The following is a 23,564-nucleotide window of genomic DNA, read 5'->3' on the forward strand; positions in this document are numbered from 1 at the left end:
ATAGAGGGTAGGGTACCCTACCCTCTATTTAATACACGGGGATTTTTCTTTTAAAAAAAGAAGAAAATACGCGTCTGTGCGCGTGTAGCACGTGCGTACATTATTATAGGGAAAAGAGTATAAAGAGGGGGGAGAATCCGGTAAATGCTAATGTGGTGTCGATGAAATTATAAAAGTGTTTCAATAGACGTTCGTTTAATGGCACAAAGTTAAAACGTATATCTGGAATAACAAAATATTCTTATAAATATTTTTTTGTTTTTGAAAGTTAAAGGTGCAGATTCTTTATATTCAGCGGTTTATGTAATTGATAAAATTAGTTATTTGATGCATTATTCTGTAAGAATGCCCAGCCGTAAATCTCCCCAAATTGGTGTTTCATTAAACGAACGTCTATTGAAACGCTTTTTGCTTTCAACTGACTCGTTTATAGTATTTTATCTGTCAGTTAATGAACAACTACAGAAAACTATTAGAAAAGAGAGATGCAAATATTGCTGTATATTACACGAATGCGTCGCAAGTGATTGAATATCAATAGTGTATAAGATATTCAAAGCCCCGAAAGAACACCCTTTTTTGAACTACTCATAGAAAAATGGAAGCGGATAAAGAGACCGAAGTCTGGTATGCCATGCGTGCCACCTACCGTAGAGAGCCTGATGCCATGCGACTGTTTGCGAAGGAACATATCGACTATTTCGTTCCCATGCAATATAAAATAAGCATCAAAAACGGGAAAAAAGTCCGTGTCCTGGTTCCCGTCATCTACAATTTGATTTTTGTTCATGCTTGTCCTTCCGAAGTGAAACGTGTCAAGTCCATGGTTGCTTATTTGCAGTATATCACCGATACCCGAAGCGGTCAGAAGATAATCATCCCCGATCAAGAGATGCAACGTTTCATTGCCGTGGCCGGTACTTACCATGAGCAGCTCCTTTACTTCCGTCCTGATGAATTGAATTTGTCCAAAGGCACTAAAGTCCGTGTCACGGGTGGTGACTTCGAGGGTCAGGAAGGCATTTTTCTGAAAGTGAAGGGTGCCCGTGACCGTCGTCTGGTCATAAAAATCCAGGGTGTCATCGCCGTTGCCATGGCGTCCATCCATCCGGATCTGATAGAAGTAATTAAATAATTCAAATTCCTAAAATAGTATGACTCTTTCCGAAGAAGCCGCCTCTCTTCAGCGCGCTGCGCATGAACTGATGTATTTGGGTATGGACGATAGTCCCATCTATAGTGATGATTTGTCCCGTCGTAACAGTGAGGTTTACCGTTTGACCACCGCCTTGTATGACTCCGGTGCCAAAGGTTCCACCCTTGAAGAACAGGCCCATGTCTGCTTGGCTCTCCTGATGGGTTACAATGCCTCCTTCATCGATTACGGTGAAAAGCAGCAACATATTCAGGAAGTTCTGGACCGTTGTTGGGCATCTTCTTGATGCCCTTCCCGCTTCCTTATTGAAACTCCGTCTGCTAACCGCCTGCTATGGTGAAGTGTTCGATGAGCCTTTGGCGGATGAAGCCCGTGCCATCATCGCTTCGTGGGATTCCGCGTCGCTTACTACTGAAGAGCAGGAGGCCATTGCAGAATTTCAGAATGTGGTGGACAATCCTTATCCGTGGGAGTATATTGAGGAGTGAGATAGAGGAGTGGTCGGGTAAACAGAATGACTTTCATTTAGTTATGTCTTTTGTTGAAACACAGAATCATTATGTACTCATCAAACTTTTTTATAACGAAACTCTATTGAATAATGACCAATGATGAACTTCAGTCGAAGACTATTAATTTCCTTCGCTTTCCGCTAATTGTAGGAGTCGTATTGATTCATGTACATATTACTACGGTAACCATGAATGGAATTGAGATTTTAGAGGGCTTGGAAGGTAATCCGTATCCGAGTTGGTAAGAGATAGAGTCGGGAAAATGTTAATGTATGCGTAATCAACGAAAAACATTAAAAGAACAAGCTATAATCAGTGTTTTTTGGACAGCCATTGAAAGATTTTCAGTTCAAATAATGCAGTTTGTGATAGGACTAATAGTCGCTAGATTATTGTCACCATCTGATTTTGGATTAATAGCCATGTTGTCTATTTTTATAGCATTGGCACAAAGTTTTATTGATTGTGGTTTTTCAAACGCTTTAATTCAAAAACAAGATCGAACAGAAGTAGATTATTCTACCGTTTTTTACACAAATATTTTTTTGGGAATTCTTTTATATATTATCCTCTACTTGAGTGGACCTTTAATTTCTGATTTTTATCATGAACCTCTACTGAAAGATCTTATAAAAGTAGTTGGAATCAATTTAATACTTTGTTCGTTCTTTTTGGTACAAAGGACAAAAATGATAGCTGTCTTGAATTTTAAAGTGTTAGCCATATTTTCACTTTTGTCTATTTTAGTTGGTGGAGGAACCGGTATTTATATGGCAATTTCCGGACGTGGTGTCTGGGCTTTGGTTTGTCAAACATTAGTGAGTAATATGGTGTTAGTTATCTGTTATTGGTCGTATGTTCGTTGGTTCCCGCTTCGAATGTTTTCAGTGAAATCGTTTCGTGGATTATTCGGCTTTGGGTCAAAATTGCTGTTGGCAGGAATGTTACATACTTTATATTCAAATATGTACACGATTGTCATAGGGAAAAGATTTACTCCTTCTGATTTAGGATTTTATACACGTGGTCAATCGATGGCTTATATTTTGCCGAGTAATCTTACTTCCGTTATGACACAATCAATGTATCCAGTATTATGCGATATACAAAGTGAAAGTGAACGTTTGAAGAGTTACTTTTTAGCGTATGCTCGTATGGCTTGTTTTATTACATTTCCTATTATGTTTCTACTAATAGCCTTAGCGGAACCTCTAATTCAAATACTCTTAACGGATAAATGGCTCCCTTCTGTGTTTTACGTGCAAATTTTATGTTTTGGCTATATGTGGGATCCCTTAATGCGTATGAATGCTAATGTTTTGAGTGTAAAAGGCAGAAGCGATTACACTATGAATAGTGAAATCCTAAAAAAAATAGTATCAATATTTATTTTAATTGTTTCATTAAATTTCGGTTTAAAGGTAATTTGCATAAGTATGGCCTGCTATTCTTTGGTAGATCTATTGATTGTAGGGATTTATACTCGTAAGGTTATCGGAATATCTTTCATTGATGAATTCCGTTTGGTGTTTCGTTTTTTACTGACATCTATTTTAATGTGTGTATTGATTACTGGTATCACTCTGTTATTTGATAGTAACTTTCTTAAAATAATAATAGGAGGTGTTTCAGGAAGCATTTTTTATATATTAATAGCCTATTTATTGCGCTGGCGGGAGTTTGATATGATCTACTATTTTTTTAAGAAATCGAAATAAACAAATCATGAGAATAGCTTTTATTTATAAATATTTTCCATCGTTAGGCGGGGCAGAACGAGTTATGACTGTACTTGCAAATGAATTTGTAGAGAAAGGAGTAGAAATTGTTATATACTCTTTTCAACAAGAACTGGATCAACCTGCTTACTTGTTAGATAAAGCTATAAGTATACTACCATTGCCCGATAAAAGAAAAATCGCTTCTTCCATGAATGTGGATTATTTATCTAATGATTTGATTAAGAATGAAATATCAATTCTTTTAAATCATGATACAATCTCCGATAGTATGCTGCTTTGTAAAAAAGTAAAAGAAAAAACAGGTATACCTTTAATAACATTACATCATGGACAAATCTATTTACCTTATTCTTCGTTGTTTAGCATTGTATGCATAAAGCAAGGATTTAACATACGAAAGGCTCTTTTCCCTTTATACTATCTTTATGTGTTGGTTAGAGAATGTCTACATCATAAAAAGAATATACGGATATGTGATGCCTATGTTGTTTTATCCTCAAGCTTTCAACGCCAGCTCGGTTCAAGTTCTAAAATACAGGCTATTGGAAATCCTTTGTCTTATTCCTCATTTTTTGATATGAGTCAATACGATAAGAAAGAAAATGTAGTAGTTATGGTAGGGCGTATCAGTGAATTTCATAAACGCTTTTCATTGGCACTTAAAATATGGCAAAAAATAGAGACGAATCCGGCCTTTTCTTCGTGGAATTTTGAAATTGTAGGAGATGGAAGTGATTTGGCCATAGTAAAAAAAATGATATCGGAACTTGGATTACAGCGTGTCATTATGACAGGATATGCAAATCCTGAACCATATTATAAGCGGGCAAAGATTTCTTTTATGACCAGTGCTTTTGAAGGTTTTCCATTAGTCTTGTTGGAAGCAGCTCAAAATGGATGTGTTCCTATAGTTATGGATAGTTTTGAAGCTGTTCATGATATAGTAGATGATAAAGTAAATGGGTTGATTGTTCCCAATGGTAATGTGGAAGTATTTGCATCGGAAGTGGAAGTGTTAATGAATGATTCTGATCGACTTTTTTCTATGGCAACTTCTGCCATAGAAAAAAGTCATCAATACGAACCATTAGAGTTAATCAATAAATGGTTGAATCTATTTAATAAACTGAATTTGAGATAGAGTGAATGGTTAGCATCCAATTTGGACGTTCAGTATTAATTCATTGGTAATATTTTATATAGTGCAGAGCTATCTTGTTTATTTGGTATAAACTATTTCGAAAAGTATGAATAAGAAGTGTTTGTTATTGGTTGGGGCCTTCCCTCCAGATAAATGTGGTATTGGAGACTATTCTTATCAATTAGTAAATTCTGATTCTGATAAATGGGAATGTTTAGTATGGAAAAAGTGGATATTGAAAGAATTGCCAGCTCTTATAAGGGAAATAAACTCATTTAAGATCAAGAACCTAAACTTACAATATCCAACAAAATCATCTTATGCAAGTATTGTTCCGCATTTGGTTTGTATATATTATGCGTTGTTTACAAGTAAAATATTTACAGTTACTTTGCATGAGAATTCAAGAATGAATATTAGGTATCGGTTAGCTGCCAATCTTTTTTTGTTGTTTGCCGATCGTGTGATTTTTACTACCGATTTTGAGAGACAACATGCCTTAAAGAAGTTTCCATTTAGAAAATTTCACTATAATGTGATTAAATTGTTTTCAAATATAGATAAAGTTTCCATCATAAAGAAAACTGTCGATAGAAAGTATGATATTGCTTTTTTCGGCTTGATATCTAGTGGGAAAAACATAGAGAAATTTATAAGTGTGGTAAAAAAACTTCGGGCGCAATCTTGTTTATTGAAAACTGCAATTATAGGTATGGTTGCTGACGAATGGAAAGATTATGTAGAGCAACTGAAATTACAAGCATTGAATTGTGATATAGATTTTATTTTTAATTTATCTAATAGGGAAGTTGCTTCAATCCTAAATAATACAAAATATATATATCTTCCCTTTCCTGATGGAGTATCAGAACGGAGAGGCAGTTTTTTTGCTGCCATTTTAAACGGAGCTATTGTTTTGACAACTAAAGGTAGTTGTACAACAAGTGAATTTGATTCAGTTTGTTACTATTTGGGTAGTGAAGAAGATGATGTGGCTACTATTAATAGATTATTGAATGACGAAAACTCTAAAATAGTTCAGGAAGATTTAATAGCTTATACAAAGAAATATATGCCGGAGTCATGGAAAGAGGTATCAGAGGAATATATGTCATTATTTGATGAGTAATGTATACAAATAAATCTAATTTATATATCGCGTATCTATTCTTTGTTTGGTTTCTTTTTCCTTTTTTTTCTATTTTTCTGGTACTATTTTTCATTAGTCAGGTACAATTACATATCCGGCAATATAATTTTTTGTTTTTTCTGATGTCTATGTCTTTTGCATTATTGGCCTATACGCAGGTTTCATTAGCGGCTATGGATACGGATATTGTGAGATACTATAATTCTTATCAATTTATGGTAGGCTCAAGTTTTTCTTTAAATTCTTATTTGATTTTTGAGGATGTTCTAACCTATTCTTTTATGTTTGTGAATATTCTTTTAGTGTATTTTTTTAAAAATGTTCAGATTATATCTCTGTTTTGGACTTTTTTTATATACATGTTATTTTTTCTTACAGTACTAAAACTTTTTTCTATTGAAGGTATCCGTTGTACGAAAGAGAATCTTTTCTGGGTTTGTTTTATATCGTTATTTGGTCTCATATTATTTACTCAAGTAACTGAAACTATAAAAAATGCTGCTGCTTTTGCACTTTTCTTTTATTTGTTTGCATGCTTTTTGGCAAAAGAGAATCTGATGAAAATCTTTATTCTGTATTTTATAGGAGTAGGGATTCATAGTTCTATATTGATGCTTTTTCCTCTATTCTTTTATAAGTGGATTAATTCTAAGTTACTTTTCTGTTTTTTTCTTATTTCGATTTTTCTGTCTTCCTTAAACCTTATGGAGATTTTGATGGAACTATTGCCAGATGTAGGCTATTTAGGACTAATATTGAAAAGAGTAGAACATTATGCGCTTGAAGGTGAAAATCTGTTTTCAATTCGTTATGTTTTAATTTTATTCTTTGTTTTTTGTACAGCCCTCTTGTTGCTCAAAAGAAAAGTTTTCAATGAAGAGAATAAGTTTCTTAATATAGTACTTTTGTATTTGATAATTGCTACACTGAACTATTCCAACTTTGATGGGTTTGTGCGTTTTGTTAACTTTATACAGTTTATTGTTGTTTTTGTATTTATTCCATTTTTGAGAGATAAAAAGAGAAATCAATCAATAATAGCAATTTTCTTCATTGTCTTTTTGGTTACAAATTTGCAAATGACTTATTCTCGAACTATTTCACCACATTTGGATTATCGTTCTTGCTATATGGATAATTCTCTCTCTAAAATTTTATTTTCTAATGTAGTAGATTATCTGACATTTAAAGCCTATTAAATGATGAATATATTGTATATTGGAGAAGAGGTGATACAAATAAAGGGCGGTGCAGACCAAGTGAATAAAAGAAATATAAATTTATTATTGGATAGTGGAAATCTTTTGAAGATATTATCATCATCTAATAAAAAGGGAAAGATAAAAAAATATTTGTTTGGCGTAGATCGGAGTTTTATAAAACGAGTTTTAGAAGAATTGTCTCTAAATCAATATCATATAGTCTTTATAAGTCAATCTTTACAAGGAAGAATTGCCGAGCATATCAAAAATAAATATCCGGAAATTATAGTAATTTGCTTTTTTCATAATATAGAGAAACAATATGCTTCTGAATTAGTGCGTGTTGCCGGTCTATTTCATTTGCCCTTTTATTGGGCTGCCTGGTATTCGGAGCAAAAGGCTGTTTGTTATTCCGACTTTTTAATAACCTTGAATAGTAGAGATGCGAGAGAACTACATAGGCTATATGGTCGTAATGCAGATTTGATTTTACCGACTTCTTTTGCTGATAAATATGTTGAATCGGATATCTGCTTGCAGAAGTCGGATGAAATTATTTATTTATTTGTTGGTGTTGCCTTTTTTGCTAATATAGAAGGGATAACATGGTTTACCAATGAAGTGCTACCTAAAATTCCTGGGAGGTTGATTATTATAGGAAAAGGCATGGATCATTTAGTAGAGCGTTTTTCTGATCCCCGAATAGAATTGTACGGTTTTGTAGAAGACTTATCTTATTATTATTCAATAGCTACTTTTGTTGTCTCTCCTATTTTTTCAGGGGGAGGGATGAAAACCAAAACAGCGGAAGCTTTAATGTATGGAAAGGCTATTATTGGAACAAAGGAAGCTTTTGAAGGTTATGAAAGATGCGGGCTTATGTATGAATGTAATGATTGTTGTTCATTTGTAGAAACAATTAATAAGTTAGTTAGCTCTCATGATTGTGCCGGTTTCTATCAGGAAGCCCGTGATCTATTTCTCCATAAGTATAGTTATGAAGCTTCTTTTGATTTCTTTTCAAAATGGTTGATGTCTATTGGATAAAACATATTCCTTGGTTGAAAAAATAGCCTCTTTTTTAAGTAATATTATGTGTTTATGAAAAATAAAGTACGTTTTTCTGTAATAATACCTTTGTATAATAAGGAGGTGAGTATTGCTTCTACGATACAGTCTGTATTAAATCAGACTTATGATGATTTTGAATTGATTGTGGTCAATGATGGCTCTACGGATAAAAGCCGGGAAGTGATAGCTGACATAGCAGATAGTAGAATTAGGATTATTGATAAAGAAAACGGTGGAGTTTCTGGTGCAAGGAATAGGGGGATTCGAGAAGCAAATAATGAATGGATTACTTTTCTTGATGGAGATGATAGATGGGATGCGAATTATCTATCGTTGATGAATGGATTGATAGAAGTATATCCCGACTATAAGTTTTTTGCTTCTTCTATTAGCTACGTAGAGGCGGATTTAGGTAGAAAAGGTAAGACGTATGTGATAGATGATTTTTTTAAATTGAATCATCGTTCTACATTCATACATACAGATGCCATTGTAATACATCGGTCATGTTTTGGTAAAGCAGGAATGTTTGATGAAAGATTTAGTAAAGGAGAAGATATTGATATGTGGAGGAGGATAGCACGGTATTATCAGATTATAAAATCGGATTGTGTGACGGCTTGGTATCGTCTGGAAGCAGAGAACAGAGCATGCAAGAAAAGATTTTCAATTGAAGATACTTCTTTATGGTATATAGATTGGAGTGATAGATCTCTAACACCGACTGAGGTAATTTACTTGAAGAAACAAATTGTTAGAGCGGTTCTTTACATGTATTATCATCGAAATTTTGTAGTGGGAACTAAACTATTATCGAAGCATATTAAAGAAATATTTAAAAATAAAAAGTAATGAATCGTTTTACTATAAAATATTGGGCATTCTCTTTTAATCGTCTCTACACGAAGATGATTAATGTTATGTCAGATTATTTATATGATAAGAACTATAGATGTTTTATGAAACAACAGGCATTTAAGAATAGTTCTGTTGAAGGTGAAGACTAATATTTTAGTAAATGGAGAGTTTTACAGCGAAACATTTAGTCGTAACGGAATTAATTTTGTTAGTAACGACTTGAGTATTCCTTCCTATAATCGTATCAAAGAATTTGCTATAGAAATAGCCTCTTATGTGACTTATCATAGATGTTTGGCGATGGATATAATGATTGATCAGAAAGAGTATCCACGACTTATAGAGTTTAATATTTCAGGATTGAGTACTTGGTTTTACCCATTTGCAGGTTCACCTATGTTTGGAAAATATACGGATGAAATTATTGAATATTGTTATAAAAATAAGAGGAAAGCGGAGAAAGTGTTCTTGAAATTTACTTAAGTCGTAGAATGAAATGTCGAATGTAAAGAAAATACTATATACAATAAACAGATGCTATAACTACGTTTTAGCTTTAGGAGTATCTAAGATTATAGCAAATAGGGAAGTTTCTGAAATAATGAAAATTTCTCGTATCAGTAATCAAAGGTGCAAAAATGAAGAAGCATGGGTGAGAAAATGGTCGGCTCTTTCCGGACATGTCAATAGAAAGTATTATAGAACGTTTTCAAAGTATATTGGAGAGGATATCAATATAGTGCCGGATGATATTTGTCATAATGTAATAGAACCTATTTTAAATCCAATAAGATATCGAAGTCTTTATGAAGATAAATGTATGTTTGATAAATTCCTTTTTAAACAGTTTGCAGTTTCGGTCACTCCACGGACTCTGCTGAGGAATATAAATGGCATATATTATGATGAAAATTATAATGAACTTGATAAAGATAAAATAGATATTGTATCTATGTTTTGTTCATTTGATAAACTTATAGTGAAACCGTCAATAGATTCTAGCTCTGGTCGTAATATTTTGTTTTTTGATAAGAATATAGATGGTCTATTTGTAAATAAAGGTAGTGGTGAAACATTATCTATTCCTTTTCTTACTACTTTTTTCGGCAAAAACTTTTTGGTGCAAGAAGTACTTAAACAGTCTCCGTTTATGTCGCAGTTCTGTAAAACATCAGTGAATACTCTTCGTGTTCAGATTTATAGATCTGTAAAAAATAGTGAGATTGTAATTCCGAATGTGATTATGCGCATCGGAAAATCGGGATCTTTGGTTGATAATGCACATGCCGGTGGTTGTTTTGTTGGAGTTGGAACTGATGGGATGATTCATGATAGGGTTTGCAATCAATATGGTGAAACAAGCCATGTGTTTAATGGCATTGATTTTCAGAAAGAAATATTTGTTATCCCAGAGTTTTTTAAAGTCAAGCAGTTTGCAATTGAAATTGGTAAGTGTATTCCTCATTTTCATTGTATTGCATTGGATATTATGATAGATTATTTGGGGAATCCTCGCCTAATAGAATATAATATATCAGCTTTTTCCACATGGCTATTTCAGTTTACAACAGGTGCTGCTTTTGGGGATTATACGGATGAAGTTATTGAATATTGTGTGAAGCATAAAGAAGAGGCTACGAGAATTTATGTTACATTCTAAAATACTGCGATATAAACATATACTCTATGAATTATAAAAAAGTATTTAAAAATCAACAACTTAGGTTTGCGATATTGAGATTATTTTCTTTTATTCCTGATCCTATTATGTTAAAATGGCAATATAGGATAAAAATGGGACATAAGTTGAATTTTAAAAATCCACAACGCTTTACAGAAAAGATTCAAATGTACAAGTGTTTTTATCGAGATCCATTACTGAAGATTTGTTCTGATAAGTATACTGTGAGAGGATATGTGGAATCAAAGGGATTAGGAGAGTATCTTAATGAAATTTATGGAGTTTATGATTCAGCAGAAGATATTGTGTTTGATAAATTACCCAATTCTTTTGTTATAAAATCCACGGATGGTGGGGGAAGTAATAATATCATTATTTGTAGGAATAAAGAGAATTTGGATATTCTTAAAACGATAAAAACTGTAAACTCTTGGCTTAATCTGAATACGAAAGTTAACCCAGGAAGAGAATGGGGGTATTTGGGAGGAAAACCAAGAATAATTATAGAGAAGCTTATTTCTAATGCAGATAATCGGGATGTTTCCCTTGTTGACTATAAAATGTTTTGTTTTGATGGACATGTTCATAGCCTCTTTGTCTTAACTGAAAGAGAAAAAGGCGCTAAATTGAATTTCTTTACAAGAGATTGGACACCTTTAAATGTGAAATCGGACAGTTATCCTATTTCTAAAATGAAAATTTTGAAACCTAAGAATTTTGATCGTATGATAGAGATTGCGGAAATCTTATCGAAAGATTTTCCCCATGTTCGGATTGATTTATATAATATTGACGGAAATATCATTTTTGGAGAGACTACTTTTTATTCAGGGAGTGGATATTGGGGATTTGTCCCTGATTCTTTTGATTTTGAACTCGGTCGCCAATTTGACATTTCATCTTTTTATAAAAACAAATAATGCCTCTTCTATTTATTGTCGTCAACGTCGATTGGTTTTTCCTTTCCCACCGCAAAGAGATTGCACTTCGTGCCCGAAAAGCTGGCTACAATGTTACTATCGTTACCAAAGACACTGGGAAAAAGAAAGAGATAGAAGCCCTTGGTTTGAAAGTAATTGATTTGCCTATGAGCCGCTCGGGACAAAATGTGATGGAAGAATTGCATACTTGTTGGTTCCTCTATTGGCTATATCATCGTGAAAAGCCGGATGTGGTGCACCATGTAGGGCTTAAGACTATCCTTTGGGGAACGTTGGCTGCAAAGTTGGCGAGTGTCCGTGGAGTAGTGAATGCCGTTAGTGGATTGGGGATCTTTTTTTCGGAAGAGAATCAGTCGCTTCTATCAAAAATACTTCCTAAAGTTCTGCGTTTCTCACATTATCGCGATCGTCTTACTGTTATTTTCCAGAATGATGAAGACAAGTCTCTTTTCCTGAATAACCGTATTATCAGGGAGGATCAGGCTGCAATGATTAAAGGTTCGGGAGTGGACTTGCAGCAGTTTTGCTATAGCCCTGAACCGGAAGAAGGGAAGATAAAAGTATTGTTGACCGCCCGCATGATTGTGGAGAAAGGGATATTCGTCCTGACGGATGCTGCTTTGAAACTGAAAGAACAGTATAAAGGCAAAGTGCAGTTTCTGCTTTGTGGTGGGTTGGATGATAACCCCAAAGCCATCAGAGAAGAGGAGTTGCAAGCGGTATGTGATGGGGAATATATCCAATGGCTTGGCTATCGGACGGATGTGTTGAATCTGCTGAAAGATTGCCATATAGTGGCTTTTCCTTCTTACTACAAAGAGGGACTTCCGAAGTCTCTGATAGAGGCAACGGCTGTAGGGCGTCCTATTGTAACGACAAATTCCATCGGCTGCAAAGAAACGGTAGTGGATGGGTATAACGGATACTTGATCCCGGTAAAAGACAGTGACACCTTGGCCGATCGGCTGAAAAGGTTGATTGAAGATAAAGCACTCAGGCAAGAGATGGGAAAGAATTCCAGACGTTTGGCAGAATGGGATTTTTCTATTGAGAATGTAGTGAGAAGGCATTTGGAAATATATGAGGATTTGTCGGGTGTAGAAATATCTGGAAGTAAATAAGATACAAAGAATTATGGCTAAACCTGTTAAAGAGACTCCTATATTATTTGGAAAAGATGCACGCCGTTTTGAAAGACGAATGCAGGAGAAGCGTTCAATTTCACAAAAAGAAATTGAATGTGTCAGGAAGGATTATGAATCAATAATACGTATATTGAAGAAATATCCGATCTGAATGATTACAAAAATTTAATATTTCTCTACTCCTAAAATCCTTCATTAACTAAATTGGTAATTCTGCTTTATATACCAAGTACAAGATTTTTAATTATTTGTTTTTTATTTATTCTAAATGAAAGTATTAGTGACCGGTGCTGCCGGTTTTATCGGCTCTTACGTCTGTAAGCGCCTTTTGCGACGTGGAGATGAAGTAATAGGGGTGGACAATATAAACTCCTACTATGACATTAGCCTGAAGTTCGGTCGTCTTGCTACTTTAGGGATTAGTGAGGACGAAATTACTTGGTACAAGTTTGTTTCGAGCAACCTTTTCCCGAAGTTTAGTTTCGTACGGATGAATCTGGAAGACCGACAGGCGATGGAGATGCTCTTTGCTAATGGACAGTTTGATATTGTCATCAACATGGCTGCACAAGCTGGTGTACGCTATTCGATAGAAAATCCGTATGCTTATGTGGAAAGTAATATTGATGGTTTTCTCAATGTGCTCGAAGGCTGTAGGCATAATGCCATCCGGCATTTGGTGTATGCCAGTTCCAGTAGCGTTTACGGATTGAATGGCAAGGTTCCATTCTCGGAGCAAGATAGTATTGCTCATCCGGTGAGCTTGTATGCTGCAACGAAAAAATCGAATGAGTTGATGGCTCACACATACAGTCATTTATACAATATACCTTCCACCGGACTTCGTTTCTTTACCGTATATGGTCCGTGGGGTAGGCCGGACATGTCTCCTTTCCTGTTTACAGATGCTATACTACATAATCGTCCGATAAAGGTCTTTAATAATGGAGACATGCTTCGGGACTTTACTTACATCGACGATATTGTAGAGGGTGTATTGCGGGTGGTCGATTCTGTTCCGCAGCCCGATAAGGTTTGGAATCCGGAGAAGCCCGATCCGAGTACTTCTACAGCTCCTTATAAAATTTATAATATCGGCAATTCTCTTCCTGTGAAACTGATGGACTTTATTCAGGCTATTGAAGAGGTAATAGGACATCCAGCCGATAAAATCTATCTGCCGATGCAGCCGGGAGATGTTTATCAGACCAATGCGGATACGACGGCTTTGCAGCAGGAATTGGGATTCAAACCGCATAAACCCATCCGAGAAGGCGTGCAAGAAACGGTGAACTGGTATCGCTCTTTTTACCACTTGTAAGATCAAAAAAAATAAAAATAACACAATATGAAAATCGCAATAGTAGGAACCGGCTATGTCGGTTTGGTGACAGGTACTTGTTTTTCTGAGATGGGGGTGGATGTGACTTGCGTCGATGTGATGGAGTCTAAAATTGAGAATCTGAAAAAAGGCGTCATCCCTATCTATGAACCAGGTTTGGAAGAGCTGGTGCACCGGAACTTCAATGCCGGGCGTTTGAAGTTTACTACTTCTTTAGCTTCATGTTTGGATGATGTTGAGGTGGTATTCAGTGCCGTTGGTACTCCCCCGGATGAGGATGGGAGTGCGGATTTGCGTTATGTGCTCGAAGTAGCCCGTGGCATCGGGCAGAATATGAAAAAGTATGTTTTGGTGGTAACTAAAAGTACGGTTCCCGTAGGTACGGCTCAGAAAGTAAGAGTTGCCATTCAAGAAGAACTAGACAAACGGAATGTCTGTATCGAATTTGACGTGGCTTCCAATCCGGAATTTCTGAAAGAAGGTGATGCCGTGGATGATTTCATGAAGCCGGATCGCGTGGTTGTAGGTGTGGAATCGGAGAAGGCTAAAGCGATAATGGAGCGTCTTTATAAGCCATTTATGATGAATAATTATCGTCTGATCTTTACAGATGTTCCCAGTGCGGAAATGATTAAATATGCAGCAAATTCGATGCTTGCTACTCGTATCAGCTTTATGAATGATATTGCTAACTTGTGTGAATTGGTAGGCGCAGATGTGAATATGGTTCGTAAAGGGATGGGTGCAGATAACCGTATTGGTAGTAAGTTTTTGTATCCGGGATGTGGTTATGGTGGTTCTTGTTTTCCTAAAGATGTGAAGGCTCTAATTAAAACGGCTGAGAAGAATGGATATCCGATGAAAGTATTGAAAGCAGTGGAAGAGGTAAATGAAATTCAAAAAAGTATTCTTTTTGATAAACTGTTGAAACACTTCGGGGGAGATCTGAAAGGGAAGAGGATTGCCCTTTGGGGATTAGCTTTTAAACCGGAAACGGATGATATGCGTGAGGCCCCTGCGCTGGTTTTGATTGATAAAATTCTTGAATCCGGTGCTATGGTGAAGGTTTATGATCCGGTTGCTGTTACGGAATGTCGGCGGCGAGTGAGGGATCTGGTGGAGTATGCCACGGGTATGTATGATGCTGTACTTGATGCGGATGCTTTGCTTTTAGTGACGGAATGGAAGGAGTTTCGTGTGCCTAACTGGGGTGTGGTGAAAAGGACGATGAAAGAACCGATAGTCTTTGACGGACGGAATATTTATGATAAGAAAGAACTTCAGGAGGCAGGTTTTATATATCATTGTATAGGAAAATAACAGTTTAGAGGATGAATATACTGATTACCGGTATCCACGGTTTCGTGGGTTTTAATCTTGTTACAGCTATAAAGAACCGTCATATTCTTTATGGCTTGGACATTGTGGCTCCGGAAAAAGAAGGAGTAATAAATACTTTCTCATGGGAGGATATAAAACCGGAATCTTTTGCTTCTCAGAATCTTCCGAAGTTTGATGCTATCATTCATTTAGCAGGTAAAGCTCATGACACGAAAAATCAATCAATTGCCCAATCTTATTTTGATATCAACACCGGCTTAACTCAGAAAATTTTTGATTTCTTTCTTCAATCTTCTGCCAAGAAATTTATCTTTTTCAGTTCTGTAAAAGCTGCTGCCGATAGCGTTGTGGGGGATATACTCACCGAGGATGTTATTCCAACTCCTGTTGGTCCTTATGGAGAAAGTAAAATCAGGGCAGAAGAGTACATTATTAATAAATTGACAGTTGATGGTGAACAATTGACAGTTGACAATGGACAATTGACAGTTGCTATGCAGCATGATAGCGCAGCTAATTGTCAATTGTCCACTGTCCACTGTCAATTGAACAAGCAGGTTTATATATTAAGACCTTGTATGATACATGGGGCGGGAAATAAAGGGAACCTGAATTTGCTTTATAATGTGGTGAAGAAAGGTATTCCGTGGCCTTTGGGAGCTTTTGAGAATCGTCGTTCGTTTACTTCGATAGATAATCTTTGCTACGTGGTAGAAGGACTATTGACGAAAGACGTTCCGGGTGGTATCTATCATATGGGGGATGATGAAGCGATGTCTACTAATGAACTGATAACTATTATATGTGAAGTAATGGGAAAGAAATCTCGCATTTGGAAAATAAATAGGGGGATAATGGAAGGATGTGCCGGGATTGGTACTTTGTTTCACTTACCTTTAAATACAGAACGGCTTCGGAAGCTAACGGAGAATTATGTAGTAAGTAACGCAAAGATAAAAAGGGCATTAGGTATTGATAAAATGCCTGTTACAGCAAAAGAAGGGTTGATAAAGACAATAAGGTCCTTTGAATGATTTACAATTGGACAATTTACGACTTACGATTGAAGATACTTTTTAAATATATAAAGCTGTGTATTATTTAATAGTCTTAGTTCTGCTTTTCTTAGCAGAACTTTTTTATTTTTATATCGCCGATAAATACAACATCATCGATAACCCCAATGAACGCAGTTCGCATACTCGGATCACTTTGCGGGGTGGAGGAATCATTTTCTATTTTGGCGTATTGGCTTATTTCCTTACGAATCATTTTGAATATCCCTGGTTCATGCTTGCCTTGACATTGGTCACCTTAATCAGTTTTATTGATGATATCCGTTCTACTTCTCAGGCGTTGCGATTGGTGTTTCATTTTTCGGCTATGGGATTGATGTTTTATCAATGGGGATTATTCTCTCTTCCCTGGTGGACAATCCTTGTAGCGTTAATCATTTGCACAGGTATTATCAATGCCTATAACTTTATGGATGGTATTAATGGTATCACGGGAGGGTATTCTTTGGTCATACTTGGAGCTTTGGCATTTATTAATCATTCGGTTGTTTCGTTTGTTGAGCCGGATCTTATTTATACAATGCTGTGTGCTGTGCTGGTTTTCAATTTCTTTAATTTCCGAAAGAGGGCGAAGTGTTTTGCCGGAGATGTGGGGGCGGTTAGTATTGCATTTACCATTCTTTTTTTGATTGGGAGGTTGATTATTCAAACCGGGGATTTTAGCTGGATTATACTGTTAGTAGTGTATGGGATAGATAGTGTGTTAACTATTGTTCATCGATTGATGTTGCATGAAAACATTGGTTTACCTCACCGGAAACATATGTATCAGATTATGGCTAATGAACTGAGAATGCCTCATGTGGTGGTGGCATTGATTTATATGATGGTGCAGGCAATTGTTGTAATAGGGTATTTGATATTACGGGAATATGGATACTGGTATTTATTGGGTAGTGTCTTTTTATTAAGCATGCTATATCTATTATTTATGAAGAGGTTCTTCTGCTTACATAAATTCAATTAATCCTTATTATCTTGAGAAAGAAAGATTTGTAAATTGAATAAAATGCATTATCTTTGTTTTCAAAGAAAAATTTCTATGTCAGCAAATGAATGTATAAATGCGTTTTCCAGTCATCTTTTTTGGGATATACGGAAAGAAGACATTGACCTAGAACAGTATCCTAAATACATAATAAAAAGGGTGCTGGAATATGGGATGTGGAATGATTGGATAATAATTCGCTCATATTATGGTTTGCCGAAAATTGTAGAGGAGGCAAAAAAAATGAGGGAATTGGAACCTCGTGCTTTGGCTTATGTTGCTGCAATATCAAATACTCCTAAAGAAAAGTTCAGATGTTACACTTATCAACAGTCGATTCCACAACACTGGAACTTCTGAAAAAGTTGCAGAGTATACCTATACTTCATAATACTCGTTTGGTAGGAGGCACTGCGTTGGCTTTACAAATAGGGCATCGAAAGTCTGTCGACTTAGATTTCTTTGGTACAGTGGATGCAAGTAAGGATGAATTGACGATGGCTCTGGAACAAATCGGCTCGCTGGTTGTTCTGAAAGAATCACCGCATATTCATATATATCAGTTGAATAATGTTAAGATTGATGTCGTTGATTATCAATATTCCTGGATTGACGATGCAGTGGTGATGCAAGGTATCCGAATGGCAAGTTTAAGGGATATAGCAGCAATGAAGATTACGGCTATCATTGGTAGGGGAACTAAGAAAGATTTTATTGATATTGCTTTCTTGCTGCAGCGCTTTTCTATAAATAAGATATTAGATTTCTATTCTCAGAAATATCCTGATGGTTCCACTTTTATGGCAATGAAAAGTTTGGCATATTTTGATGATGCCGAAGAAGATATAATGCCGTATATGTTGACTGATATTTCATGGGAGAAGATCAAATCCCAGATACTTTCTGAAATTTTCTAAAGTATTTTACTAATACGATACAAGAAATAATAAGCCGATACATCTCTTTTCATAAGAGACATATCGGCTTTCTTTTTCATCCTATCCGGAAATTATAATTATACGAGCTTTGCTATCCCTGTAACATGATCCAATGCACCAGCTTCCAGTTCGTATCCCATCACGTATGGTTCGGGAATATCGGGATTGGTGAGTCCGAATTCACTAATTGATTTAAAACCGAACCGGTGATAATAATTAGGATCTCCACAGAGGAATACAGCTTTATATCTCATTTCACGCCCGCGCTTCAGGCCCTCTTTGATTAATGCGGAACCTACTCCCTGGTCCCGGTATTCGAGCAGGACGGAAAGGGGAGCGATTAATAAAGATTCAAATTTACTTCCGTCTTCCTGTATGACGTACATACATGTCAGCAAGATATGCCCGATGAGTCTAATAAGTCTTTTCTTCCGTAACTTAACTTTTTAGCTGAAAATAAATACAATGATTCCTGTTATCACTATATAGGCAAGTGCATAAGGGATGGCTGCTTTCAGAATTTCGCCCTCTTTTCCCTGTTGATTACTTGCTGAAGTAGCTATGGCAATACTTTGGGGAGAAATGATTTTTCCTCCGGTAGCACCTACCGTATTAGCGGCTGATAGCCAATCGGGGTTTACATTGATATGCCCGGCAACACTGGCTTGCAGTTTTCCGAAAAGAATGTTGGATGAAGTATCACTACCGGTGATGAATGTACCTAAACATCCGATAACCGGTGCGAAAAGCGGATAAAGACTACCTGTGGCAGTAGCTAAGGCAGTAGCAATAACCGAGATCATCCCGGCAGTATCCATGATGGTTGACAGGCCGACAAGGCAGATAACCGTGATGAATGTTTTTTTCAACTGCTTCACAGTATTCCAAAGTACGATGAATAGGTCTTTGACTTTTGCACCTTGTATTAGTCCGCCAATAAAAGTACCGACAAAGAGAAGTACACCTGCATGGGTAAGCCATGAGATGGTATAGTTCACTGTAGAGTCATTGATAGGAAGGCTGATACGTGTTATCCAGTTGTTCTCAAGTGTATTGCGCAGTCCCGGGAATAGGGGACTGGTCAGGATTATCAGCAAGAGAATGAGCAGATAAATACTCCATGCATTCAGGATATCTTTTCCGCGAAGAGAACTTTTGCGTGTTTTCTCTTCTTTAGAAGCTGTGAGTTTACCATAAATCACGATTACGATAATAGAAAGAATACTACCGATAATGGCCGGGGATTCTGCTCCCATATAACGTGCGGCTACATATTGGCTGACAAGGGATACACCACCCACTAATAGTGCGAGGAACACATTCTTGGGTAGTGATTTCAATTTGGGGTCTGTGAGAAAAAGTAGTACCAATGGGATGAGGAACATAAGTACGGAAAGCTGTAGCACGACATTGGTGCTTAAGGTTAATACATCCAGATTGGTTTCTTTAGCCAATACAAGTACCGGTGTGCCGATAGCTCCAAAAGCCGTGGCCACGCTGTTGGCTATTAAGCTTACTACTGCCGAGAAAACGGGTTTGAAACCAAGGCTGATAAGTATAGCGGCAGGGATAGCAACTGCGGTACCGAAGCCCGCCATTGCTTCAAGTAACCCTCCAAATCCCCATGTCAATAGTAACACCTGAATGCTTTTATCAGTAGAGATAGAGGAAAATTGTTGCTTGATGATTTCCATTTTTTGGGTCTTTAGCAATACGTTATAGCTGAAAATAGCCATTACGATAATGATCAGGATGGGAGAAACTGCTTTCAATGCACCATAGAGGAATGAATAAGCAAGATCGTCCACTGCAAAATGGAAACCAAAGATGGCTATCAGCATCGTTACAATGAGAGATATGACACTACTTTTATCGCCTGGCATTTTTAAAAAAGCCATTAATACAATAAGGAGTAAAACCGGAATAATAGCAAGAATCAGTGTCATAATCGTCAGATTTAATAATGTATAATATTCTTATAACAAAACTGGAGATCGTTTTGACTGCCCGAAAAGCAAATTTTTTTATGATTTTATCCGTGATATGCCGGATTTAAACAAAAAACGATAAGTTACATTATGGAGTTGAATAAAAAGTCCGGATATGATTTATTTAGTTAACCATATCCGGACTTTTTTTTATCAGATGGGATGTCTATTTGTTAGGCATCTTCTTCATATCCAGTATTTTTTGCAGTTGCTTCAAGTTGGCTTTTGCTGCTTCATTACCCATGTGGGCAGCTTGCGTGAAAGCTGCAATGGACTGATTTATATCCCCGTTAAGGAAATCGTATACACCACTATTATTGATGTATTCGGCAGTCTGTTTGTTTGCCTTTTCCATAAACTTTATGGCAGTTCTCACATCTTTCTTACTTAATGCTACGGCAGCGGCATTTAAGTTGGCTACTTCATCGTTCGGGTACATGCGTACGGCAATATCGAACACGTTTACAAAGTCGTCACTTCCTTTCGGATAGCTGTTGGCTACCTGGTACATCTCGTTCAGACTCAGGTATTTCGGATTTGTTTTGATAACGATGCGTCCTTGTTCAACATCGAAGTTTACCACAGTATAATCTATCTTGCAATCTACTTTACGTAATCCCGGATAGATATCTTTCAACATGGCACGATAAGGAACACCACCTGCTACACGCATAATTTCTTTTTTGCGCAAAGCATCATCACTGGTATTTTTAATGATATTGATAAACGTCTCTTTATCTTTCATGGAAGAAGCTTCCAGGGCTTTCACCAATCCATCCCAGTTTTCACCGCCAAAGGATACCTTATAGAGGTTGGCCGGAACTTTTTCATTCTCACTCAGGTATTTCTTCAGTGCTTCGGCACGTTTCTGAGAAAGCTGTTCGTTGAATTTCAAAGGACCTTCGGGAGAAGCAAAACCTTCAATACTGATACCGGTTATGGTGAGGTTCTTATCATTCTGCACTTTATCGAACATAGAGTGAATATTCATCAACTCTTTATGATTGTTCATGAAATCGGTCAGGATAACAGATTTGCTTACCGGGAAATCCAGATGAGCCTCGTATTGTTCGCTACGGGTTTTTACTACTTCTACAGCTGGTTGAATATAAGCGACTATCGGAGACATGGCTGCCAAACGTTTCGCCTCGGTAGATACATCGTTGGTAATGAGTTCCTGTGCAATCATCTCTTCATTATTGCCACAACCGCAGAGGTTTTCAACCAGATTCAGTGCTGCATTTTGCATCCATGGCTGATAAGGGATTACCTGCGTATAGTTTAGTACTTCTCTTTTATCATAAGGGATAACGATACCTGCAGGTTTTTCTTTTTCTATTGCCAAACCCCGTATATATGCTTTCTGGCGACGACGACCGTTGATTATAATATCCTGTAAGGGTACATTGTGCTGGCCGTCTGTCAGCAGCGGAGTCAACGTAAGTGAACGTTGAGGACTAACTACAAGATTCTTCATATCGATCGTCATGCTGATATAAAGAGAGTTGCCCTGTTGCCACAGTGATACGTCAGATAAACTGATGGCATCATTGTAAAGTTTCTGGGCACTGGCGGGAAGTGCTATGACAAGTGCCAGCAGGAGATATATAACATTTCTTTTCATTGTTACAGTTGGTTTATAGGTTATTATTTAATAATGTAGATGAAGCTAAGGCCTACTTTGGTAGGACCGAAATAATCTTTAGTACTATGACCTAATTTCTGACCGTTGTCTCCCGGTTCATATTTGTCATATTTGATGTGAGCGTAGCCAAGTCCGATGGTGGCTTCCATACTCCAGCGTTTGTTTAATATCCACTGATAGCCGTAAGATATACCAGCACCGTAAAGTTTACCATCATACCGGTCATGCCCCAGGCCGAACATGTCAAGGTTACTAATGTCCATATCGGCATAGTGTCCGTGCAGGCCGAAGAAACTACCATTAAAACGTTCGCAGAGCCAGTAACGTAGTTCAGGCTGTACTAACCAATGCTTGAACTGTTTGTTGTCCGAAAACTTCCAGGGGTTGTAATTGCCCGATACATCAAGAGTTAATTTCTTTGCCAGTCCTATTTCAAATCCCAGATTGGGAGTACTTGTGGCCCAGTAAAGGGCATTTGTTTTAATGGCAAATTTGGGTAGATAGGTTTGAGTTCTTTGCTTTTGGGCATATGTACCCGTAGCAAAGGCGAGCAGAAATCCTACTGCTAAAATTAATTTAATTGTTTTCATTTCCGTTTTGGTCTAGGTTTTATTATTTACTGCCTATACCAACACCTGCCGGAATGGATTTGTTTTCGATTGATAAAGATATTTTTTTACGGTAAATAATTTGCAGTGGATGATGAATGATCGTTTATCGCTGATCGCTTTTCTCTAAAAACCACGATAGTAACCGCTGTTACTATCAGAACAATTCCTATAACACTCTTTGGAGTGAACAATTCCTGAAAAACGAGCGTCCCTATGATGACAGCTGTTAGCGGTTCCATGGCTCCGAAGATAGAAGTAAGGGTAGGACCGATGTGTTTGATTGCTTTGATCAGAGCCATGTTAGAGATGGCGGTGGCAGGTAAGGCAAGTCCTAATATATACAGCCATGTACCCCAGTCTGTCACGATCCGGATACCGCTGGTGAAACAGCCGCATATAATAAAAAGGAGAGCGCCTATTCCCATTACATAGCAAGTGAGCACAGTAGAGTTGATCTGTACTGCACGGCTTTTTCGTACTCCTATGATATAGCCTCCATAAGAAAATACAGAGATACAGGCGGCTATGATTCCTACGGTAGTGTTACCTCCACTGTGACTGATGTCTCCCGATGAAAGAAATACAGCTCCGGCGATAGATGCCAGGATAGCTGTAATAGTCCATAGTGACTTCTTTTCATGGAAAAAGAGCATCATAGCCAGAGCTACAGCCAACGGGTACATGAAATGAATGATAGAGGCCACTCCACTGGCTATATTCTGATAAGCAATCACCAGACTCAGTGATGTGGCTGCCCGGAATAAACTCAATAAAAACACAGTACCGAAATCCTTTTTATTTAATCGGAAACTGCATCCGGATATTAAACCGAAAAGTATTAATGTAGCGGAAGCGACTCCCCAACGGTAGCTCAGTACTTCAAATGAGGAGAATCCTGTTGTGAGAAGCATGATGGAGAAGAACGGTGCCAGTCCAAAAGTAGAGGAGGACACTGCTGCATATAAAATACCTTTTGTTTTGCTCATTGCATCGAGACGAAAATTCGTGGGTGTCATAAAGCAGTACTTTTTCATAC

At 37.0% G+C, this 23,564-nt stretch carries 24 protein-coding genes and 1 pseudogene; 20 read left to right on the plus strand and 5 right to left on the minus strand.

The features are described 5' to 3' along the window. The first annotated feature begins 598 nt into the window (after positions 1 to 598). The 20 genes and pseudogenes from QX565_RS15835 to QX565_RS15930 all read left to right on the plus strand — a co-directional run bounded on the left by QX565_RS15835 (position 599) and on the right by QX565_RS15930 (position 18,263). The gene (locus QX565_RS15835; RefSeq protein WP_122200643.1) at positions 599 to 1,135 is read left to right on the plus strand and encodes a UpxY family transcription antiterminator; all 537 of its coding nucleotides are present in this window, start codon (positions 599 to 601) and stop codon (positions 1,133 to 1,135) included. Between the two features lie 19 nt (positions 1,136 to 1,154). After that, a pseudogene (locus QX565_RS15840) lies at positions 1,155 to 1,644 on the plus strand (UpxZ family transcription anti-terminator antagonist). A 113-nt stretch (positions 1,645 to 1,757) separates the two neighbouring features. Continuing rightward, a complete protein-coding gene (locus QX565_RS15845) occupies positions 1,758 to 1,913 on the plus strand; it encodes a hypothetical protein (protein ID WP_182416574.1) in 156 nt (51 codons plus the stop codon). A gap of 27 nt (positions 1,914 to 1,940) precedes the next feature. Then, positions 1,941 to 3,386: a lipopolysaccharide biosynthesis protein gene (locus QX565_RS15850; RefSeq protein ID WP_122200641.1), complete on the plus strand. Its 1,446-nt coding sequence runs from the start codon at positions 1,941 to 1,943 to the stop codon at positions 3,384 to 3,386. Between the two features lie 7 nt (positions 3,387 to 3,393). Beyond that, positions 3,394 to 4,551, plus strand: coding sequence for a glycosyltransferase (locus QX565_RS15855; protein WP_122200640.1), 1,158 nt, complete (start codon positions 3,394 to 3,396; stop codon positions 4,549 to 4,551). A 106-nt stretch (positions 4,552 to 4,657) separates the two neighbouring features. Beyond that, a complete protein-coding gene (locus tag QX565_RS15860; RefSeq protein WP_122200639.1) occupies positions 4,658 to 5,680 on the plus strand; it encodes a glycosyltransferase family protein in 1,023 nt (340 codons plus the stop codon). A 149-nt stretch (positions 5,681 to 5,829) separates the two neighbouring features. Then, positions 5,830 to 6,900, plus strand: a complete 1,071-nt coding sequence (locus tag QX565_RS15865; RefSeq protein ID WP_182416573.1) for an EpsG family protein — start codon at positions 5,830 to 5,832, stop codon at positions 6,898 to 6,900. Continuing rightward, positions 6,901 to 7,950 carry a glycosyltransferase gene (locus QX565_RS15870; RefSeq protein ID WP_122200637.1) on the plus strand — a complete coding sequence of 350 codons (1,050 nt, stop codon included), beginning with the start codon at positions 6,901 to 6,903 and terminating at the stop codon, positions 7,948 to 7,950. A gap of 54 nt (positions 7,951 to 8,004) precedes the next feature. Continuing rightward, a complete protein-coding gene (locus tag QX565_RS15875) occupies positions 8,005 to 8,826 on the plus strand; it encodes a glycosyltransferase family 2 protein (RefSeq protein WP_122200636.1) in 822 nt (273 codons plus the stop codon). A 144-nt stretch (positions 8,827 to 8,970) separates the two neighbouring features. Next, positions 8,971 to 9,315 carry a hypothetical protein gene (locus QX565_RS15880; RefSeq protein ID WP_147351239.1) on the plus strand — a complete coding sequence of 115 codons (345 nt, stop codon included), beginning with the start codon at positions 8,971 to 8,973 and terminating at the stop codon, positions 9,313 to 9,315. Between the two features lie 13 nt (positions 9,316 to 9,328). Next, a complete protein-coding gene (locus tag QX565_RS15885; protein ID WP_122200634.1) occupies positions 9,329 to 10,492 on the plus strand; it encodes a sugar-transfer associated ATP-grasp domain-containing protein in 1,164 nt (387 codons plus the stop codon). 26 nt (positions 10,493 to 10,518) lie between these two features. After that, a complete protein-coding gene (locus QX565_RS15890) occupies positions 10,519 to 11,433 on the plus strand; it encodes an ATP-grasp fold amidoligase family protein (RefSeq protein WP_122200633.1) in 915 nt (304 codons plus the stop codon). Beyond that, entirely contained in the window at positions 11,433 to 12,575 is a 1,143-nt protein-coding gene (locus tag QX565_RS15895; protein ID WP_122200632.1) for a glycosyltransferase family 4 protein, read from the plus strand. Before QX565_RS15890 ends, QX565_RS15895 begins: the two co-directional genes overlap by 1 nt. A 13-nt stretch (positions 12,576 to 12,588) precedes the next feature. Next, the gene (locus QX565_RS15900; protein ID WP_182416571.1) at positions 12,589 to 12,750 is read left to right on the plus strand and encodes a hypothetical protein; all 162 of its coding nucleotides are present in this window, start codon (positions 12,589 to 12,591) and stop codon (positions 12,748 to 12,750) included. 117 nt (positions 12,751 to 12,867) lie between these two features. Further along, positions 12,868 to 13,920 (plus strand): NAD-dependent epimerase, encoded by a 1,053-nt coding sequence (locus tag QX565_RS15905; protein WP_122200631.1) that lies wholly within the window; start codon positions 12,868 to 12,870, stop codon positions 13,918 to 13,920. Between the two features lie 27 nt (positions 13,921 to 13,947). Continuing rightward, entirely contained in the window at positions 13,948 to 15,261 is a 1,314-nt protein-coding gene (locus QX565_RS15910) for a UDP-glucose dehydrogenase family protein (protein WP_122200630.1), read from the plus strand. Positions 15,262 to 15,272: 11 nt separating this feature from the next. Then, positions 15,273 to 16,316: an NAD-dependent epimerase/dehydratase family protein gene (locus tag QX565_RS15915; RefSeq protein ID WP_122200629.1), complete on the plus strand. Its 1,044-nt coding sequence runs from the start codon at positions 15,273 to 15,275 to the stop codon at positions 16,314 to 16,316. A 58-nt stretch (positions 16,317 to 16,374) separates the two neighbouring features. After that, positions 16,375 to 17,325, plus strand: a complete 951-nt coding sequence (locus QX565_RS15920; protein WP_122200628.1) for an MraY family glycosyltransferase — start codon at positions 16,375 to 16,377, stop codon at positions 17,323 to 17,325. A 75-nt stretch (positions 17,326 to 17,400) separates the two neighbouring features. Next, positions 17,401 to 17,706 carry a DUF6922 domain-containing protein gene (locus QX565_RS15925; protein WP_025867577.1) on the plus strand — a complete coding sequence of 102 codons (306 nt, stop codon included), beginning with the start codon at positions 17,401 to 17,403 and terminating at the stop codon, positions 17,704 to 17,706. Next, positions 17,661 to 18,263 (plus strand): nucleotidyl transferase AbiEii/AbiGii toxin family protein, encoded by a 603-nt coding sequence (locus QX565_RS15930; RefSeq protein ID WP_044158310.1) that lies wholly within the window; start codon positions 17,661 to 17,663, stop codon positions 18,261 to 18,263. Before QX565_RS15925 ends, QX565_RS15930 begins: the two co-directional genes overlap by 46 nt. 98 nt (positions 18,264 to 18,361) lie before the next feature. On the opposite strand, the gene QX565_RS15935 is transcribed toward QX565_RS15930, so the two are convergent. The 5 genes from QX565_RS15935 to QX565_RS15955 form a co-directional block, all read right to left on the minus strand. Beyond that, entirely contained in the window at positions 18,362 to 18,670 is a 309-nt protein-coding gene (locus tag QX565_RS15935; protein WP_229091505.1) for a GNAT family N-acetyltransferase, read from the minus strand. Between the two features lie 60 nt (positions 18,671 to 18,730). Next, entirely contained in the window at positions 18,731 to 20,230 is a 1,500-nt protein-coding gene (locus tag QX565_RS15940; RefSeq protein ID WP_122200627.1) for an L-lactate permease, read from the minus strand. Positions 20,231 to 20,438: 208 nt separating this feature from the next. Next, complete coding sequence (locus QX565_RS15945) at positions 20,439 to 21,896, minus strand: DUF3868 domain-containing protein (RefSeq protein ID WP_122200626.1); 1,458 nt, start codon at positions 21,894 to 21,896, stop codon at positions 20,439 to 20,441. A gap of 23 nt (positions 21,897 to 21,919) precedes the next feature. Then, a complete protein-coding gene (locus tag QX565_RS15950; protein WP_221649394.1) occupies positions 21,920 to 22,507 on the minus strand; it encodes a DUF3575 domain-containing protein in 588 nt (195 codons plus the stop codon). An 86-nt stretch (positions 22,508 to 22,593) separates the two neighbouring features. Then, positions 22,594 to 23,514, minus strand: coding sequence for a DMT family transporter (locus tag QX565_RS15955; RefSeq protein ID WP_289293481.1), 921 nt, complete (start codon positions 23,512 to 23,514; stop codon positions 22,594 to 22,596). Positions 23,515 to 23,564 lie beyond the last annotated feature (50 nt).

The sequence above is a fragment of the Bacteroides sp. 41_26 genome (assembly GCF_949740115.1).
In the GTDB taxonomy this organism is placed as follows: domain Bacteria; phylum Bacteroidota; class Bacteroidia; order Bacteroidales; family Bacteroidaceae; genus Bacteroides; species Bacteroides nordii.